The 17,784-nt window shown below is 65.7% G+C and carries 14 protein-coding genes; 11 read left to right on the top strand and 3 right to left on the bottom strand.

All coding sequences use genetic code 11. The annotated features are described in order from the left end of the window. Positions 1 to 35: 35 nt before the first annotated feature. Positions 36 to 878 (bottom strand): IclR family transcriptional regulator, encoded by an 843-nt coding sequence (locus tag RMET_RS20615; RefSeq protein WP_011518489.1) that lies wholly within the window; start codon positions 876 to 878, stop codon positions 36 to 38. A 308-nt stretch (positions 879 to 1,186) separates the two neighbouring features. Here RMET_RS20615 and RMET_RS20610 point away from each other — a divergent pair, with 308 nt between their 5' ends. From RMET_RS20610 to RMET_RS20590, 5 genes are all read left to right on the top strand, one after another. Continuing rightward, entirely contained in the window at positions 1,187 to 2,050 is an 864-nt protein-coding gene (locus RMET_RS20610; RefSeq protein WP_011518488.1) for a branched-chain amino acid ABC transporter permease, read from the top strand. Between the two features lie 19 nt (positions 2,051 to 2,069). Beyond that, positions 2,070 to 3,098: a branched-chain amino acid ABC transporter permease gene (locus RMET_RS20605; RefSeq protein WP_011518487.1), complete on the top strand. Its 1,029-nt coding sequence runs from the start codon at positions 2,070 to 2,072 to the stop codon at positions 3,096 to 3,098. Further along, positions 3,091 to 3,855, top strand: a complete 765-nt coding sequence (locus RMET_RS20600) for an ABC transporter ATP-binding protein (protein ID WP_011518486.1) — start codon at positions 3,091 to 3,093, stop codon at positions 3,853 to 3,855. Before RMET_RS20605 ends, RMET_RS20600 begins: the two co-directional genes overlap by 8 nt. Then, positions 3,842 to 4,549, top strand: a complete 708-nt coding sequence (locus RMET_RS20595; protein ID WP_011518485.1) for an ABC transporter ATP-binding protein — start codon at positions 3,842 to 3,844, stop codon at positions 4,547 to 4,549. The genes RMET_RS20600 and RMET_RS20595 overlap by 14 nt, the downstream gene beginning before the upstream one ends. A 102-nt stretch (positions 4,550 to 4,651) precedes the next feature. After that, positions 4,652 to 5,824, top strand: coding sequence for an ABC transporter substrate-binding protein (locus RMET_RS20590; RefSeq protein WP_011518484.1), 1,173 nt, complete (start codon positions 4,652 to 4,654; stop codon positions 5,822 to 5,824). A 193-nt stretch (positions 5,825 to 6,017) separates the two neighbouring features. On the opposite strand, the gene RMET_RS31820 is transcribed toward RMET_RS20590, so the two are convergent. Both RMET_RS31820 and RMET_RS20580 read right to left on the bottom strand, forming a co-directional pair. Next, a complete protein-coding gene (locus RMET_RS31820) occupies positions 6,018 to 8,525 on the bottom strand; it encodes a DUF6600 domain-containing protein (RefSeq protein WP_011518483.1) in 2,508 nt (835 codons plus the stop codon). A 188-nt stretch (positions 8,526 to 8,713) separates the two neighbouring features. After that, entirely contained in the window at positions 8,714 to 10,039 is a 1,326-nt protein-coding gene (locus RMET_RS20580) for a putative bifunctional diguanylate cyclase/phosphodiesterase (RefSeq protein ID WP_011518482.1), read from the bottom strand. Between the two features lie 223 nt (positions 10,040 to 10,262). On the opposite strand from RMET_RS20580, the gene RMET_RS20575 reads away from it, so the two are divergent. Genes RMET_RS20575 through cheB form a run of 6 tightly spaced genes read left to right on the top strand, consistent with a single transcriptional unit; the run spans position 10,263 to position 17,781 of the window. Beyond that, complete coding sequence (locus RMET_RS20575; RefSeq protein WP_051723380.1) at positions 10,263 to 11,933, top strand: methyl-accepting chemotaxis protein; 1,671 nt, start codon at positions 10,263 to 10,265, stop codon at positions 11,931 to 11,933. Positions 11,934 to 11,960: 27 nt separating this feature from the next. Beyond that, positions 11,961 to 12,434: a chemotaxis protein CheW gene (locus tag RMET_RS20570; RefSeq protein ID WP_011518479.1), complete on the top strand. Its 474-nt coding sequence runs from the start codon at positions 11,961 to 11,963 to the stop codon at positions 12,432 to 12,434. Further along, on the top strand, positions 12,431 to 13,720 hold the full coding sequence (locus RMET_RS20565) for a CheR family methyltransferase (protein ID WP_011518478.1): 1,290 nt from the start codon (positions 12,431 to 12,433) through the stop codon (positions 13,718 to 13,720). Before RMET_RS20570 ends, RMET_RS20565 begins: the two co-directional genes overlap by 4 nt. Continuing rightward, a complete protein-coding gene (locus tag RMET_RS20560; RefSeq protein ID WP_011518477.1) occupies positions 13,713 to 14,465 on the top strand; it encodes a chemotaxis protein CheW in 753 nt (250 codons plus the stop codon). Before RMET_RS20565 ends, RMET_RS20560 begins: the two co-directional genes overlap by 8 nt. Beyond that, positions 14,462 to 16,768: a hybrid sensor histidine kinase/response regulator gene (locus RMET_RS20555; protein WP_011518476.1), complete on the top strand. Its 2,307-nt coding sequence runs from the start codon at positions 14,462 to 14,464 to the stop codon at positions 16,766 to 16,768. Before RMET_RS20560 ends, RMET_RS20555 begins: the two co-directional genes overlap by 4 nt. Further along, positions 16,765 to 17,781 carry a chemotaxis response regulator protein-glutamate methylesterase gene (cheB, locus tag RMET_RS20550; protein ID WP_011518475.1) on the top strand — a complete coding sequence of 339 codons (1,017 nt, stop codon included), beginning with the start codon at positions 16,765 to 16,767 and terminating at the stop codon, positions 17,779 to 17,781. The genes RMET_RS20555 and cheB overlap by 4 nt, the downstream gene beginning before the upstream one ends. Positions 17,782 to 17,784 lie beyond the last annotated feature (3 nt).

The raw sequence follows: 17,784 nt of genomic DNA, 5'->3' as shown, positions 1-17,784 counted from the left end.
ATGCCTCCAAGGTTCGATGTCTGCGTTGAATAAGATCAGCCTGGCCGCCAGAGTCTTGCCGCGAGCGCGTCCGCCAACTCGCGAATGCGGGGGCCAAGATTGCCTTCAAGAATTTCGGGCGAGAGCCGCGTGGACGCCCCGCCGATGTTGATCGACAGCACTTCCGAGCCATCCGCCAGACTCACCGGCGCGGCGGCGCCACTCACCGAACGGTCCCACTCGGCGTGCGCCATGCAGAAGCCGCGTCGCGCGTGTTCGCGCAGTCCACGCTCAAGCTTGGTACGGATGGATGCCCAACGCGCCCCATGGTGACGCTCGAGTTCGGCGAACACCGCGCCTCGCCGATCGGATGTCAGGCCCGCCAGCCACGCCTTGCCGATGGCCGATGTCGCCATCGGCAGCCGCGAGCCAGGCGTGAGCCTCATCACCAACGCACCACGCGGCTGGCACACCTCGAGATACACCATGTCGTGACGATCCGGCGCCGCCAGCGCCACCGTGCAGCCAGTGGCAAACGCCAGAGACTGCATCAGCGGCTGCGCGATATCGCGAATGCCGGCCCCCGAGAGATAGCGCTGCGCGGGCAGCATCGCCGCCTGGCCAATACGGTACTTCTCCTGGGCCTCGACGTACACGAGGTATCCGAGACTGGCCAGTGTGTACGTCAGACGCGAAACCGTTGGTCGGGGGATGCCGGTACGACGCGACAACTCCGCATTGCCAAGGAAGTCATCGTCCGGCCCGAACGCACGCAGCAACTCCACGCCGCGGGCCAGCGCCGTCACAAAATTCCGATCCCCGTCCTCGGCGGGACGCGCGGCATCGGCCGATACCAGGGCGGTATCGGCGGGCATCGGAATCGAGGTTGTGCGCTTCATTTCGACTTCATATCAGTTTCCGGCAAGGAACGACCGCGCTATGTGCGGAAAGAATAGAGGTCATACACACGGCAAGTAAGGCAAGGCCCGCCCGGAGGCCACTTGCACACTGAAATCAGGGATAACGCGGAGGTTCTGAAAGGCTTCCGCATGCCCATATTTCGCACAGCGGAATACTACGTCCGTTCGCTTGACGCTGCTTAAAACGCTATGCAACAGTGACCAAAAAAGAACGACCGTGCGAGAACGTCACGGCGTCAACAGACAGTGTCGGTACAAACCCCTGTATCGGCGCAAGGAGACAGTTCATGGCATTGTTTTTTCAGCAGTTTCTCAATGGCCTGACTTTGGGCGGCGTCTATAGCCTGGTCGCACTCGGGCTGACCCTGGTCTACGGCATCTTGCACGTACCAAACTTCGCGCACGGCGCGTTCTACATGGCCGGCGCGTATGTGTCGTACTACGCCATGACCACGCTGGGCATGAATTACTGGCTGGCCATGCTGGCGGCGGCCGTCGTGGTGGCGATGCTGTCGATGCTGGCGGACCGCCTGGTCTTTTATCCGCTGCGCCATGCGCCCGAGATTCACGACATGATCGCCGCCATCGGCATCCTGCTGTTTCTCGAAGCCGGCGCGCAGGCGCTGTGGGGGGCCGACTTCCACCGCATGCCCACCCCATATGGACAGATGGTCGAGATCTTCGGCCTGACCGCTCCACTGCAACGGCTGTTGATCATCGTCGCGGCATTCGGCCTGATGGTGCTGCTGCACCTGTTCCTGACGCGCACGGTCACGGGTTCGACGATCGTCGCCATGGCGCAGAACCGCGAAGGCGCCGCGCTGGTCGGTATCGACGCCATGCGCGTGACACTGCTTGTGTTCGCGATCTCTGGCGCGCTGGCCGCCATCGCCGCCACGCTCTACGCGCCGATCAACCTGGTCTATCCGAGCATGGGCAACCTTGTCATCACCAAGGCGTTCGTGATCATCATCCTCGGCGGCATGGGCAGCATCCCCGGCGCGATCGTGGGCGGGCTGATCATCGGCATGGCCGAAAGCTTCGGTGGCTTCTACATCTCCACCGACTACAAGGACATCATCGCCTTCCTGCTGCTTGTGATCATCCTGTCGGTGCGTCCGCAGGGCCTGTTCGCCGGCAAGACCGCCTGACAGGAACCAGGAGACCACCATGAAATCAATGCAAGGCAAAATCGGCTGGACGCTGTTGTTCGTCGCGGCCATCGTGTTCCCGCTGGCCGTCCCCAACAGCTACTACCTGACGGTGATGACGCTGGCCTTCATCATGGCCATCGCCACGCTTGGGCTGAACCTGCTGACCGGATACACGGGCCAGCTCAATCTCGCGCATGGCGGCTTCATGGCCATCGGCGCCTACACGCTGGGCATCCTGACCGTCGATCATCAGATGCCGTACTGGCTCGCGTTCGCGTTGTCCGGCGTGGTCTGCATGGTGCTGGGTTATGTCGTCGGCACGGTGTCGCTGCGCCTGAAAGGGCACTACTTCTCGATCTTCACGATGTGCGTAGGCTACATCATCTATCTGTTGATCGAGAAATGGGAAAGCCTGACCCATGGTGCGGTAGGCCTGATCGGCATCCCGGTCCCGGCTTCGATCGGTCCGATCGCCTTCGACAGCGTGCAGGCGCAGTACTACCTGGTGCTGGTCTTCCTGGCCCTGGGCACGTTCGTCATGCATCGCATCGTCAGCTCACTGGTCGGCCGCAGCTTCATGGCCGTGCGTAACAGCGATGCTCTCGCGGAAGCGCTCGGCATCAACCTGATGCGCACCAAGGTCTTGTCGTTCGTGCTCTCCGTGGGCTACGCCGGATTCGCCGGCGCGCTCTATGCCGGCCAGGTACGCTTCCTGGGTCCGGACATCGCCCGCACCGACATCACGTTCGACATGGTCATGGCGATGCTGGTCGGCGGCACGGGCACGCTACTCGGTCCGCTGCTTGGTTCGCTGCTGGTACCGTGGGTCACGCAGACCCTGCAGTTCCTGCAGGACTACCGGATGCTCGTGTTCGGTCCGGTGCTGATCCTGCTGATCATCTTCGTGCCGGATGGCATCGTCGGTTCGTTCCTGAAGCGGCAAGTCCGCCGAGCCGCCGCCGCGCGCCGTGGGCAGATGGCCGCCCCGCGCCCGACGCAAACCACGTCCGTCCCGACCACCCGCCCCGGAGCCGAGAATGCTTGAGATCCGCAACCTGACCAAGAAATTTGGCGGCCTGACCGCGGTACACGATGTGTCCGTAAAGTTCGAGACCGGCCATATCAACGCGATCATCGGTCCCAATGGTGCCGGCAAGACGACGTTCTTCAATCTGATCGCTGGCACCCACGCGCCGACATCAGGCCAGATCCTGCTCAAGGGGCAGGACGTCGCCGGATTACGCGCGGACCAGATCGCCCGCCTGGGCGTGGCGCGCACGTTCCAGGCAACCTCGCTGTTCGACCGGGCGACCGTGCTCGACAATCTGATCGTCGGCCATCGGCTGCGCACAAAATCCGGGCTGGCCGACGTGCTGTTCAACACGAGCCGCCTGCGCGAGGAAGAGAAGCTGTGCCGGGAAAAGGCCGAGGCCGCACTCGATTTCGTCGGGCTGTCACACCTCGCGCATGAACTGGCTGCCGATATCACCCAGGAGGCGCGCAAGCGCGTGGCGTTCGCGCTGGCGCTGGCCACCGACCCCGATCTGCTGCTGCTCGACGAACCTGCCGGTGGCGTGAACCCTGAGGAGACGGTCGGCCTTGCCGAACTGATCCGCAAGATGGTCCGGCACGGCAAAACCGTCTGCCTGATCGAACACAAAATGGACATGATCATGCGACTGGCCGACAAGATCATGGTGCTCAACTACGGCGAAAAGATCGCCGAAGGCACGCCGGCGCAGATCCAGCAAGATCCGCACGTCATCGAGGCCTACCTGGGAGCCGACCATGTTGCAGCTTGATCGCGTCTCGCTGTCGTACGGCAGCTTCCGCGCCCTGGACAATATCTCGCTGCACGCAGGCGCCGGAGAACTCGTGGTACTGCTTGGCGCGAACGGCGCGGGCAAGAGCTCCATCTTCCTGGCGATGAGCGGCATCCATCGCATCAGCGGCGGCAGCATGCGTTTCGACGGCCGCGAGCTTAGCGGGATGAAACCGTCGCAAATCGTGCAGGCGGGACTCGTGCACTGCCCAGAGGGCCGCAAGCTGTTCCCCGCAATGAGCGTCGAGAAGAACCTGACGCTTGGCGCGTATGTGCATCGCCGTGACCGCGCCGGCATCCGCAAGACGCTCGAAGAGGTCTACGAGATGTTCCCGATCCTGTTCCAGAAGAAGGACGATCCCGCGGGGTCGCTGTCTGGCGGGCAACAGCAAATGGTGGCACTGGGCCGCGCGCTGATGAGCCGCCCGCGCGCGCTGCTGCTCGACGAGCCGTCGCTGGGTCTTGCACCGCTGGTGGTCAAGCAGATGTTCGAGATCATCCAGCGCATCAACCGCGCTGGCACCACCGTGCTGCTGGCGGAACAGAACGCCTACGCGGCGCTCGGCATCGCCCATCGCGCCTACGTGATCGAGAACGGTCACATCGTGATGGAAGGTGATCGCGATACGCTGCTGAAGGATGAGGGGATCAGGAAGGCGTACATCGGCGGGTAATTCGATTCGCCGAACCGAGTAGATACACCCTTCTCTCACTCGCGGGAAAAGGGCGATAAGGGCGTAGAGAACAAGCGCAGTCAATACTCAAAGGAGACAGCAATGCAGTACAAGACATTGGGTCGTTTCTTCCCGCTGGCCGCGTGCGCGGTGGCGGCATTGGTCGCATCGGCACCGACACTGGCGCAGGAAGTGGTCAAGATCGGCTACACGGGCCCGCTGTCGGGTGGCGCGGCGCTCTACGGCAAGAACGTGCTGTCGGGCATCCAGATGGCTGTCGACGAGATCAACGCCAGCGGCCTCGAGGTCAAGGGTAAGAAGATCAAGCTGGAAGTCGTCTCGCTCGACGACAAGTACGCGCCTGCCGAAGCCGCGATCAATGCGCGTCGCCTGGTGCAGCAGTACAAGACCCCGGCGGTGTTCGTACCCCACTCGGGCGGCATCTTCGCGCTGCAGGCCTTCAATGAGCAGGAAAAGTTCATGGTGATGGCGTACTCGAGCGTGCCGCGCATTACCGACGCCGGCAACAAGCTGACGATCCGCATCCCACCGGCATACACCGGCTACATCGAGCCGTTCGTCAAGGCGCAGATGAAGCGCTTTGGCAAGAACGTGGCGCTGGTACCTGCCGACCATGACTACGCCAAGGCCTGGGTGCAAGCGTTCGTGCCCGCCTGGGAAGGCGCGGGCGGCAAGGTGGTGGGCAACAATCCGATGTCGTACACCAAGGCCACCGACTTCTACACTGGCGTTTCGCGCGCCATCGCCGACAAACCCGACGTGATGTTCGTCGGCGGCCCGTCGGAGCCGACCGCGCTGGTGGTCAAGCAGGCACGCGAGCTTGGCTTCAAGGGCGGCTTCATCATCATGGACCAGGCCAAGATGGACGAAATGGCCAAGGTCACGAACGGTCTGGCCATGCTCGAAGGCTCGATCGGCGTGATGCCGCTGGTCAACGATGCACGCCCGGTGGCACAGGCCTATAACGCCCGCTACAAGAAGCTGCACGACGGTCGCGATGCCACCACGGAAATGTCGCTGAACTACACGATGACCTGGGCGCTGGCCAATGCCATGAAGCTGGCCGGCACCACCAGCGACGCAGCGGCCATCCGCGCGAAAATGCCCGAGGCGGTCAAGACGCTGCCGAAGGATGTCAATCCGAACGAGGTGGAAGGCATCGACGCCAAGGGCGGCTCCATGGCCGATACCGTGGTGGGCTGGGTGCAGAACGGCAAGATCGCGCCGGTACGCCTGTCGGAGTTGGGCAAGTAAGCAGTCCGCCGGAGAGAGACGACGGAGGAGTGGGACCCTGCTGGCGGGCAAGCCAGCGCCATAACTAGAATCGCAAGTGGAGAGAAAGCAAAGGGCGTCCGATGATTCGGACGCCCTTTGTCTTTCAGGCGGTGGCGCTGGACATCCGCCCCCCTATCCCGCCAGCTGGCGAAGGTAGAACACCACGGGCTCATCAACGACCGTCGTTATGTGCCTGTTCCTCGCGGCTCTGACGCGCGCGCTCCTGCTGCGCACGTTGTTGCTGCTGTTGCTGTTGCTGTTGCTGCTGTTGCTGCTGGATCTGGCGCTGGCGGTCCTGCTGCTGGCGCTGTTGCTCCTGCATCTGCCGTTGCTGCTCCTGTACCTGCCGCTGTTGTTCCTGCGCCTGGCGCTGCTGATCCACCTGCTGCCGCTGCATGGCCTGCTGACGCTGCTGCTCGAATTGCTGGCGCTGTTGCTCCTGGAGCTGGCGTGCCTGTTCTAGCTGCTGTTGCTGACGCTGCTGCACCTGCCGTTGTTGATCCATCTGCTGGCGTTCTTGCGCTTGCCGCTGCTGGTCCATCTGCTGCTGCCGCTGCTGCGCCTGCCGCTGTTGATCCATTTGCTGGCGTTCTTGCGCTTGCCGCTGCTGATCCATCTGCTGCTGCCGCTGCTGTGCCTGCCGCTGTTGATCCATTTGCTGGCGTTCTTGCGCTTGCCGCTGCTGGTCCATCTGCTGCCGCTCCTGCGCTTGCCGCTGCTGGTCCATCTGCTGCCGCTCCTGCGACTGCCGCTGCTGGTCCATCTGCTGCTGACGCTGTTGCGACTGCCGTTGCTGGTCCATCTGCTGGCGTTCTTGCGCTTGACGCTGCTGATCGAGTTGCTGCCGCTGCTGGTCCTGCGCCTGTCGCTGCAGCGCCTGCTGCTGACGCTGCTGGAAATCCGCCGACTGCCGCTGGCGTTCTTCCGTCTGGCGTTGCTGGTCGAACTGCTGACGCTGGATCGCCTGCTCCTGTCGTTGGGACTCCTGCGGCAGACCACGCATCTGGTCCGGGCGCGGCGCGAAGCCGCGACCGCTCTGGGCCGCCTGGCTGACGCGCACATCGGGTTGCCACGGCATGGCCTGGGCTGGCTGCCCACCCCGGCGCGAACTCTGCTGCGGCCGCGCGTCCTGCGTCGGCCCCCGCCATGCCGGCCCCGCGCCCGCCGTGCCGCCCTCGCGCGCGAAGCGGTTTGCCAGTTCGTCGGGTCCCACCCTGCCGGGCTGACGCGCGGCGATCGCCTGCCGCTCAAACCCCGCGCGCGCCATCGGCGGCAGCCCGCGCGGCTGGGCCGCGCCAATCAGGCTGGTCTTGACCGGCGCCATCGGCGGCGCGCCAAAGTTGCCCTCGCCGGCGGGCAGATGCCGCCACTCGTCGCGCGTACGGGCACGCGGCACCGGCCGGCCTTCCACGAAGCTGCGCGACGACATGCCAGAGATCGCGCCAGGTACCTCGCGGTTGTTCCAGCGATCCCGATCGCCACGGGCGATAAAGTTGTTGTTGATCGTGACGTTGTTGATGCGCGTGATATACGTCGGGCTGGCGCGATAGATCGGGCGATACACGTCGCGCGGGCCCAATGGATACCAGGCCACCCCCGGCCCGCCGCCGATGCTGATCGTCGCGCTCACACCACCAACGAATCCGACCACCGCCGGCGCATAGTAAGGCCGCACCGCGATCGGCCCCGGCACCCATCCCCACCGGTTGCCAAAGTAGGCCCAGCGCCCGTAGTGAGAAGGCGCGAAGCCCCACGGCGCGTCGTCGACCCAGGTCCAGCCCCAGGGCGCTACCCAGGCCCAGTAGCCCGAACTGTAGGGTGCCCAACCGGCTGGCTCGGCGCGAGGAAACCACACCGCGCCGTAGCCCGGGTCCTGCTGCCAGTCGCCATAGTCGTCCAGCGCGGTATAGCCCGTCATATCGCGCGGCACATAACGCGCCGATACGGACTCGTCCTCGCGCGCGTCGCGCGCGGCCGTCCACTGATCGAAGCTGTCGGGTCCACCGGCGTTGCCCGGCCCGGCGTCCGAGAGATCGGCGCCGGCAAAGCGCATCCGCTGCCCACGGCTCATTTCGATCGAACGCGTGTCGCCATAAAGCACAGCGGTACCGTGGCGGATCGACACCTGCGTCGTTGTGCCGTCGGGGGAAACATCAAGCCGATAGTCACCCGGCTCTCGTGGCACGAACGCCAGATTAGGCGTATCAATCTCCACTTGTTGGTCGGGTGGCAGCGCGCGCACGCGCAACTGGAGCGTGCCTTGTGTCAGTTTTACCTGCGTGGTGTGATCGTCGAGGTTCAGCACCCCTGCGGCGGTGCCGCCACCCAGCCGGATCGCAGTGGCGCCGGCGTGGAGCTCCGCCCGGCCGCCCGGATCGACCCAGACCCGGTCGCCAGTGGTCACTGGCCGATTCAGGCCGATCGCAGCCCATTCGTCGGAGCCCGCCGGAGCAAAACTGAGGCCGCCCGCCGCATCAGTCACCGTGGCGATGCGCGAGGAAGGGTCCGCCGACTGCGCAGTTTCCGGGCCGACGGGCATTCCGGCCCCGCCTTGCCCCTGCTCGACGTAGCCGGGAGGCATGTTCGGGTTGTAGCCCTGAGCGCCGGCCGGTGCCTGCGCGAGCAGCGCGGCCAGGCCGAACGCCACAGGCGCCAGCGCGAATCTTGTATGGGATTGCATGTGTGTTACCTGAGTCCGGTGGGCCACCGCGCCCACGCGCGGCCGCCATCGTGGCGACCTGTCAGTGCCACCCTACATCTGATAACGATGCAGTGTTCTACCTGTGTACCGGACTTTGTAAGTACATATTTCCCCGCAGCCCGGCCAGGCGATGGGGGATAAAGGTGGAAACAAATCCGTCGCCGGCGTCAGCGCGGCTGGTGGCGGAGGTGCTCCGTCAGGAGGTCAGCCGACATCGGGCGCCCATAGAGATAGCCCTGCGCCTCGACGCATCCGTTGGCCAGCAGGAATTCCCGTTGGGCGGCATTCTCCACCCCTTCGGCGACCACGCCGATGCGCAGGCTCTGCCCGACGTTGATGACCGAACGCACGATCGCCGCATCGACACTGTCTTGCGTGACGTTGCGAATAAACGACTGATCGATCTTGAGCCGGTCCACAGGGAAGGACTTCAGGAAGCTCAGTGATGCATAGCCGGTGCCAAAATCGTCGCAGGTCAGTGTCACGCCATCGCGGCGCAGCGCCTGGAGTTGGCCCGACACCTCATCGCCCTGCTGCAGTGCGATGGTCTCGGTGATCTCGATCTCCAGCCGGTCGGGCGGCAGCTCGAGCGCCCGCAGCACATGGCGGACCTCGGTCAGCAACCGGCTTTCGGACAGCTGGGCGGCAAACAGGTTGATCGCCACCCGGGGGGCGTCGGGAAATGTCAGCGACCACGCCCGCGCCTGCGCGCAAGCCGTGTGCAGTAGCCACATACCGACGTCCGCCGCCACGCTGCTCGCGGCCAGGGCGTCGATAAACGCGGCCGGGGCGAGCAGGCCCAGCGTCGGATGCCGCCAGCGCATCAGTGCCTCCGCGCCCAGCACGCGGCCATCCCGCAGATCCACCTGCGGCTGGTACAGCAGTTCGAACTGCCGCTGGGCATAGGCTTCCCGCAAGGCCTGGACGAGCGACAGTCGCGTCATCACGTCCGTGCGCATCTGCGGCTTGAAGAAGCGAATCGTGCGCCCGCCATCGTGCTTGGCCCGGGCCAGCGCCAGGCTGGCGGCAGCCAGCACGTCGGAAGTGGTATCTCCGCCGGTCGGCATCACGCACGCGCCCAGACTGGCCAGCACATGGTGGCGGCGGCCATTTAGTTCGTGGGGGGCAGACAGCATCGACAGAATGGCGGCGCTTACGTGCCGCACCAGCGTCGGGTCCGAGATGGAGGTCAGCAGTACGGCGAACTCGTCGCCGCCCACGCGGCCAACCACGGCGTCGCGCGGCGCGGCATCACGCAGCCGGCGGGCAACCTGCAGGAGGATTGCATCGCCCTCCATGTGGCCATGCATGTCGTTGAACGCGCGGAAATCGTCGATGCCAACCAGCAACAGGGAAAAGCGGGGCGTCGCCTCGCTATGCAGGCGCGTTTCCAGCCGATTCAAGAATGACTGGCGAGCGACCACGCCGGTCAGCGGATCAACATCCGCCGGCGGCAAGGCACCAGTCGCCTGCGCCTCCGACTTGGCCACCATCCCTGCCCTATCTGTTGTGATGAACATGTTCCCTGCTCAAGCTATTTGGCAAGTGTGACGAAAACCTTGGAAAATGCAAGCGCTTCCAATTTCCGGCGCAACGGCGCAACGCCCCGGGCACCGCGTTGAAATGGCTTGGGCGTTACAGTACCCTACGCCGCAAAAGGCTACCACCCAAACGAGGGATACCCCCAACTGGGTGACGGCGCCCCCGCCCCAAAGCATGACCCAGCCGGCCCCAACCCCGGCGGCTTCACCGGAGACGATCCTGATCGTGACCCACTGGACCATCCGCACCCGCATTCTGGCGAGCTTCACCATCATCCTGCTGGTCATGGCCCTGATGAGCGGCGTCGCCTACCGAAGGCTGTCCGCCATCGAGCACGAAACCACCGTGATGCGCACCGATGCGCTGCCGGGCCTGAACTTCAGCGCCGGAATGCGCGGGGTCTGGGGCGAAATCTACGTGCTGGCCTGGCAGACGGTAACCGCGGCCGATGCTCCCCAACGCGCCCGCCTGCTTGCGCAGACGCAGGACGCCATGCAGCGTCTGGACCGTTTGGAACAGCAGTACGACGCCACCATCGTCCGTGACGACGACCGTGCCCGCTTCCACAACTATCAGGCCGTCCGCGCCCGGTACCAGCAGGCCGCCCAGCCGTACCTTGACCCCGCTCAGTGGAAGGATGCCGCCACGGCCCAGGCCGCCTTGCGCGGCAGCGCGCACGACCTCTGGTCTGATGGCCGGAAGCTGCTGCAGGACATCGTCGACGACAACGGCAAGGTCAATGAGCGGGCCTCCACTGGCATCGTCGACTCGGTGGTAACGGCTAAGGTCAGTATCGAAGTGGCATTCGGCATCGCCGTGCTCGCCGCCCTGATCGCCGGCTATCAATTGCTACGCGCCATTACGGTGCCGATGGGCAAGATCGTCTCGCTGCTGAAGACCATGCGCGGCGGCGACCTGCGCCAGCGGATGGTGTTGCATCGGCGAGACGAGTTCCAGGCCGTGGAGGAAGGTTTCAACCAGATGGCCGACGAGCTGACGTCGCTGGTCGGACAAGCGCAACGCTCGGCAATCCAGGTCACGACCTCGGTCAACGAGATCGCCGCCACGGCGCGCCAGCAGCAGGCCACCGCCACCGAAACGGCCGCCACGACCACGCAGATTGGCGCGACTTCGCGCGAGATCTCGGCTACCGCGCGCGACCTGGTCCGCACCATGAGCGAGGTTTCCCACGCCGCCGACCAGACAGCCGGACTGGCTGGCACAGGTCAGGTGGGTCTGTCGCGCATGGAAGCGACGATGAACCACGTGATGGAAGCCGCCGGCTCGGTCAACGCCCGTCTGGCCACGCTCAACGAGAAGGCCGGCAATATCAACCAGGTGGTGACCACCATCGCGCGCGTAGCGGACCAGACCAACCTGCTGTCGCTGAACGCCGCGATCGAGGCCGAGAAGGCTGGCGAGTACGGCCGCGGATTCTCCGTGGTGGCCACCGAGATTCGGCGCCTGGCGGACCAGACCGCCGTGGCCACCTACGACATCGAACAGATCGTGCGCGAGATCCAGTCGGCCGTGGCCGCCGGGGTGATGGGCATGGACAAGTTCTCGGAGGAAGTCCGCCGCGGCATGTCCGAGGTCACCCAGGTTGGCGACCAGCTTTCGCAGATCATTGGGCAGGTTCAGTCCCTGGCGCCACGCGTGCAGATGGTCAACGAAGGGATGCAGGCGCAGGCAGGCGGTGCCGAGCAGATCAATCAGGCGCTGATCCAGTTGTCCGAAGCCGCGCAGCAGACGGTGGAGTCGCTGCGTCAGTCCAGCCAGGCCATCGACGAACTGACGCTGGTTTCCAACGAACTGCGCAGCGGCGTCTCGCGCTTCAAAGTCTGAACAGGCGATCCCGGAGCCACCATCGCCATGGCCCTTTTCCTGCTCTTCCGCATCGGCGCCGATCGCTACGCGCTCGATAGCGCCGAGGTGGCCGAGGTCCTGCCGCTCGGCCCCGTGAAACAGATTCCCGGCGCGCCGGAGTGGGTCTGCGGACTGATGACCCGGCACGGACAGCCCGTGCCCGTCATCGACATCACCGCGCTGGCCACTGGCACACCCGCCACTGCGCGCGCCAGCACCCGCACCGCGCTGGTGCATTATCGGCGCGCGCGCGACTCCGGCACCCAGCCTCGCGTGCTCGGCCTGCGGCTCGAGCACGCCAACGAAACGTTGCGCTGCGATCCCGCATCGTTCATCGATGGCGGCATCGACCCGACACACGCCCGCTACCTTGGACCGGTGCGCCACGATCCGCGTGGCCTGATCCAGTGGGTACATGTCGGTGCGCTGCTGCCCGACGCCGTCCACGCCATACTGTTTCCCGCATCGTCCCCGGCATGACCGACGCCCCCCACCCGTCCACCTTGATCGAGGCGCTGCTGAAGGAGCGCATCGGGCTCGATGCGGCATCGGTCGGCCGAGGCACGATCGAGCGCGCGGTGGAAGAACGGCGCCAGGCCATGGGCGCCGATGACCCGGCGACCTACTGGAACCTGCTTCATGCGGTGCCGGACGAACTGCAGGCGCTGATCGAGTCCGTCGTTGTCCCGGAAACCTGGTTTTTCCGGCACCGCGAGGCACTGCTCGCGCTGGCCCGATTCGCCGCGCAACGGGTGTTTGGCGCCGGGGAGCCGATGCTACGCATCCTCAGCCTGCCCTGCTCGACCGGCGAAGAACCCTATTCGATCGCGATGGCGCTGCTTGACGCCGGCATTCCGGGCGATCGCTTCCGCATCGATGCCATCGACATCAGCGCCCGCGCCCTGGAACGCGCGCGCGCCGCCGTCTATGGCGACAACGCGTTTCGCAGCCAGCCGCTGGACTTCCGCGACCGCTACTTCATGTCGGTCACCGGCACTCAGGCGACCTATCAACTGCTGCCAAAGGTCCGCAATCAGGTACGGCTGCTATGCGGCAATCTGGTCGACCCTGACTTGCTGAGGCACGAAGCGCCATACCACTTTGCGTTCTGCCGCAACCTGATGATCTATTTCGATCCGGCCACGCAGTGCGAAGCGATCCGGACCCTGCGCCGCCTGACCCGGCCAGACGGCATGATCTTCGTTGGGCCCGCGGAAGCAAGCCTGCTGACGCGCGAGGGGCTGGCCGGCGCAGGGGTCCCGCTGGGCTTCGCCTTCCATGCTCAGCCAGCCAGCCCATCGAGCCACGCGTCAGCAGCGCACACGGTGATGCCGCCACAGCCAATGATCGCGAGGGCCCGATCGGCCGCCACCGCCCCGGCAAAGCACGCGGCGCGCGCGCCGGATGTGGCGGCGAGCAACCCGTCAGCGCAGCCGGCATCCGCACCCAGCCGCGACGCCGCGCTGGCTGCCATTGCAGCCATGGCCGATCGCGGCGAACTCGATCGCGCCCTGGCGGCGTGCCAGCTATTCCTGACCGAACACGGAACATCCGCCGACGGCTGGTGCCTGCTGGGCGTGCTGCACGATGCCTCTGGCCGCGCCACCGAGGCGCACGCGGCCTACCGCAAGGCGGTGTATCTCGACCCTGGCCATGAAGAAGCGCTCTATCATCTGGCCGCCCTGCTCGACAGCGCAGGCGACGCCGCCGGCGCGCACCGCTTGCGCGAACGCGCCCAACGTCATGCCCGAATGAGCCATGGCTGAACCGAATTCATTGTTGCCCCATGCCGCCCCGGCAGGCGCCATCGACGACTGCTGGCGCCGCATCGGCGTGACCGGCGACCGCACCTGCCCGCTACTCGCCACGCACATCACCTGCAGGAATTGCCCGGTCTACGCCCAGGCCGCCTTGGTGTTGCTCGACACACTGGCAATCGACCCGATCGTCCAGCCTGCCAGCGATAGCGATACGCCCATCGACCAATCGTCAGCCGACCGGCTGGCCGGAGAGTCGTACATGGTGTTCCGCGTCGGCGACGAATGGCTGGCCTTGCCGACGGCCACGCTCGGCGAAGTCACTGCGCCCGCACTGGTCCACTCGCTGCCGCATCGGCGCCATGCCGCGCTGATCGGGGTAGCGGCCGTGCGCGGCGCGCTGCTGACGTGCATCTCGCTGGCGCTGCTGTTTGGCGAATCGGCCGAACCCACTGAATCCACTGAATCCACTGAATCCACTGAATCCACTGAATCCAACGGGCGTGGCGGCCAGGATGCCCAGCGCGCGGCGCGCTTCCTGATTCTTGGCCAGGGACGCAATGCGATCGCGCTGCCCGTTGCCGAGGTAGCCGGCGTCGAGCGCGTCACGCAGGATGTCTTGCTGCCCTTGCCGGCGACGCTCGCGCGCGCCTCCGCCCGCTATTCACGCGCGCTGTTCGATTTCAACGGCCACAGCGTCGGTCTGCTTGATGCCGACCTGCTGCGGCAGGCGTTGACCCGGAGCCTGTCATGAATCCGGAACAGCTCCGTGATGCCTCGTTGCTGGACCTGTTCGCGCTCGAAGCCGACGCGCAGGCCGATGTGCTCAATGCCGGCCTGCTGGCCCTGGAGCGCGATCCCACGGCAGCCGTCCAGCTCGAGGCATGCATGCGCGCCGCGCATTCGCTAAAAGGGGCCGCGCGCATCGTCGGGCTCGAAGGTGGCGTGCGCGTTGCGCATGTGATGGAGGATTGCCTCGTCGCCGCGCAACGTGGCGGCCTTCTGCTGAGCGCCTCCCATATCGATGCACTGCTGCAAGGCACTGACCTGCTGCAGCGAATCGGCCATCCGCCCGATGGCAACGCCAATTGGCCGGAGCTTGGCGGCAAGGCAGAGATCGACGCTTTCGTCGCCCGTCTCGAGGCGCTGCTCGATGGCGGCGCGGATGTGGCGGCACTGGCAGCACCGACAGTGTTGCCGCCGGCCGCCGAGCCCGCGCCGCCGGAGCCCCCGTTACCCACGGTCAATCACCCGTCAACGAGCACCGTCGTCCCGGCGCAGCCACAGGAGTACACCGGCAGCAACCAGGAACGCATCCTGCGCGTCAATGCCGAACGGCTGGACCGGCTGCTGGCGATGGCCGGCGAGTCGATGGTGGAGACGCATTGGCTACGGCCGTTCGGAGTTGCGATCCAGCAGGCCAGGCGTCAACAGATGCGCGTGATGCAGGCGCTCGATGGCGTTCAGGCGCTGCTCGACAGCCCCGATAGCACCGTGCCACGCCTGCGGGCGGCACTGATGGAGACTCGCCAACTGCTTGAGGACAGCCACGGCCAACTCACCCAGCGCGTGGAGGAATTCGACCAGTACGATCACCGCCAAAGTGGACTGTCGCGCCGCCTGTACGACACGGCGCTGTCGTGCCGGATGCGCCCACTGGCCGATGGCATCACCGGCTACTCGCGCATGGTGCGCGACCTGGGCCGCTCGCTCGGCAAGCGTGTCCGACTGGAGTTGTCCGGCGAGCAAACCCAGGTCGACCGGGACATCCTGGAGCATCTCGACGCGCCGCTGGCTCACCTGCTGCGCAATGCCGTGGATCATGGCATCGAAGCGCCGGACACGCGCCGCGCCGCCGGCAAGCCGGAAGAAGGCCGCGTATCACTCCATGCGTGGCACAACGCCGGCCGGCTTGTGATCGAGATCTTCGATGACGGCGCGGGCGTCGATCTGGAAGCGTTGCGCGCCGCCATCGTGCGGCGAGGCCTCGCCCAGGCGGACACCGTCGCGCGGCTATCGCAAGCCGAATTGCTCGAGTTCCTGCTGCTGCCGGGTTTCAGCATGCGCGAGACCGTTTCCGAGGTCTCCGGCCGCGGTGTCGGGCTCGACGCCGTGCAGGACATGGTGCGTGCCGTGCGGGGCAGCCTGAGGCTTTCCCAGCAGCCTGGCAGCGGCCTGCACTTCCATCTCGAGTTGCCCCTGACGCTGTCGATCGTGCGGGCGCTGCTCGTGGAAATATCGGGCGAAGCCTATGCCTTCCCGCTGGGCCACGTGCTGCGTGCCGTGGCCGTGCGCCGCGAAGACATCGAACAGACCGAGCAGCACCAGCACTTCCGCCACGATGGCAAGCCGGTGGGGCTGATCAGCGCCGCGCAGGTGCTCCAGCGTCCCGAGCGTGGCCAGGATGGAGATACCGTTCCCGTGGTCGTCATCGGCGAGCAGGATCGTGTGTATGGCATCGCAGTGGATCGCCTGATCGGCGAGCGATTGCTGGTGGTGCAGCCACTCGCGCAGGCCCTCGGCAAGATCAAGGACATCGCGGCGGGCAGCCTGACCGACGATGGCATGCCGGTCCTGATCTTCGACGTCGAGGACATGCTGCGGTCGGTGGAGAAACTCGTCTCCGATGGCCGCATCGAACGGGTGCGCCACGGCGGCGAGGAAGCCACCCAGACGCGACGCAAGCGCGTGCTGGTGGTGGATGACTCGCTGACCGTGCGGGAACTGGAGCGCAAGCTGCTGAGCGGACGCGGCTACGACGTGGCCGTCGCGGTGGACGGCATGGATGGATGGAACGTGCTCCGCGCGGAATCGTTCGATCTGGTGATCACCGACGTCGACATGCCACGCATGGACGGCATTGAACTCGTCAGCCGGATACGAGGCGATACCCGCCTGACGCATCTCCCCGTGATGATCGTCTCTTACAAGGACCGCGAGCAGGATCGCGAGCGCGGCCTGCAGGCTGGCGCGGATTACTATCTGGCCAAAGGCAGCTTCCACGATACCGCGCTGCTCGACGCGGTACGTGACCTGATCGGCGAGGCACGCTCATGAGAATCGGCATCGTCAATGATTCCGCACTGGCTGTTGCCGCGTTGCGGCGCGCGCTTGCGCTGGACACCACGCTCGAAATCGCCTGGATCGCCGGCGACGGCGAGGAAGCCGTGCGGATGGCCGCGACCCAGACCCCCGACCTGATCCTGATGGACCTGCTGATGCCGGTCATGGACGGCGTGGAAGCCACACGGCGCATCATGGCCGAATCGCCGTGCGCGATCGTCGTGGTGACCATGGACCTCGGTCGTAACGCGAACCAGGTGTTTGATGCCATGGGGCACGGTGCGATCGATGCCGTGGACACCCCGACGCTCACCGACTCTGACACCAAGCTCGCGGCCGGCCCGCTATTGCGAAAGATCCGAAACATCGCACGCCTGCTTGGCGGACGCGGGCAGGCGCCCCATCCGCTCGCGGCGGCCACGCCAACGCCCACCGCACCCCGGCTGGTCGCGATTGGCGCATCGGCCGGCGGCCCGGCCGCGCTGGCCACGCTGCTCGGCGCGTTGCCAGCCGACTTTGGCGCGGCGGTCGTCGCCGTGCAACATGTCGACGAAGCGTTCGCCCAGGGCATGGCCGAGTGGCTCGACGCGCAGTGCCAACTACCAGTGCGCCTTGCCCGGGCTGGAGAGGTACCGCAGGCTGGCGCGGTGGTACTGGCCGGCACGAACGATCACTTGCGCCTGACCAGCGCGGGACGCCTGATCTACACCCCCGACCCTTGCGACTACCTGTATCGCCCTTCGATCGATGTGTTTTTTGAAAGCGTGGTGGAACACTGGCGCGGTGAAGCAATCGGAGTATTGCTGACCGGCATGGGACGCGATGGGGCGCAAGGCCTGAAGGCCATGCGTGAGCGCGGCTTCCAGACCATCGCGCAGGATCAGGCCACGAGCGCCGTCTACGGGATGCCCAAGGCGGCGGCCACGCTGGGCGCGGCGAGCGAGATTCTGCCACTGCAGAAGATCGCGCCGCGGCTAGTCATGACGTGTGGTGGTGGTCGGCGGTAAAAG

The sequence above is a fragment of the Cupriavidus metallidurans CH34 genome (assembly GCF_000196015.1).
GTDB lineage: Bacteria > Pseudomonadota > Gammaproteobacteria > Burkholderiales > Burkholderiaceae > Cupriavidus > Cupriavidus metallidurans.
This window is presented reverse-complemented; position numbering and strand designations above follow the sequence as displayed.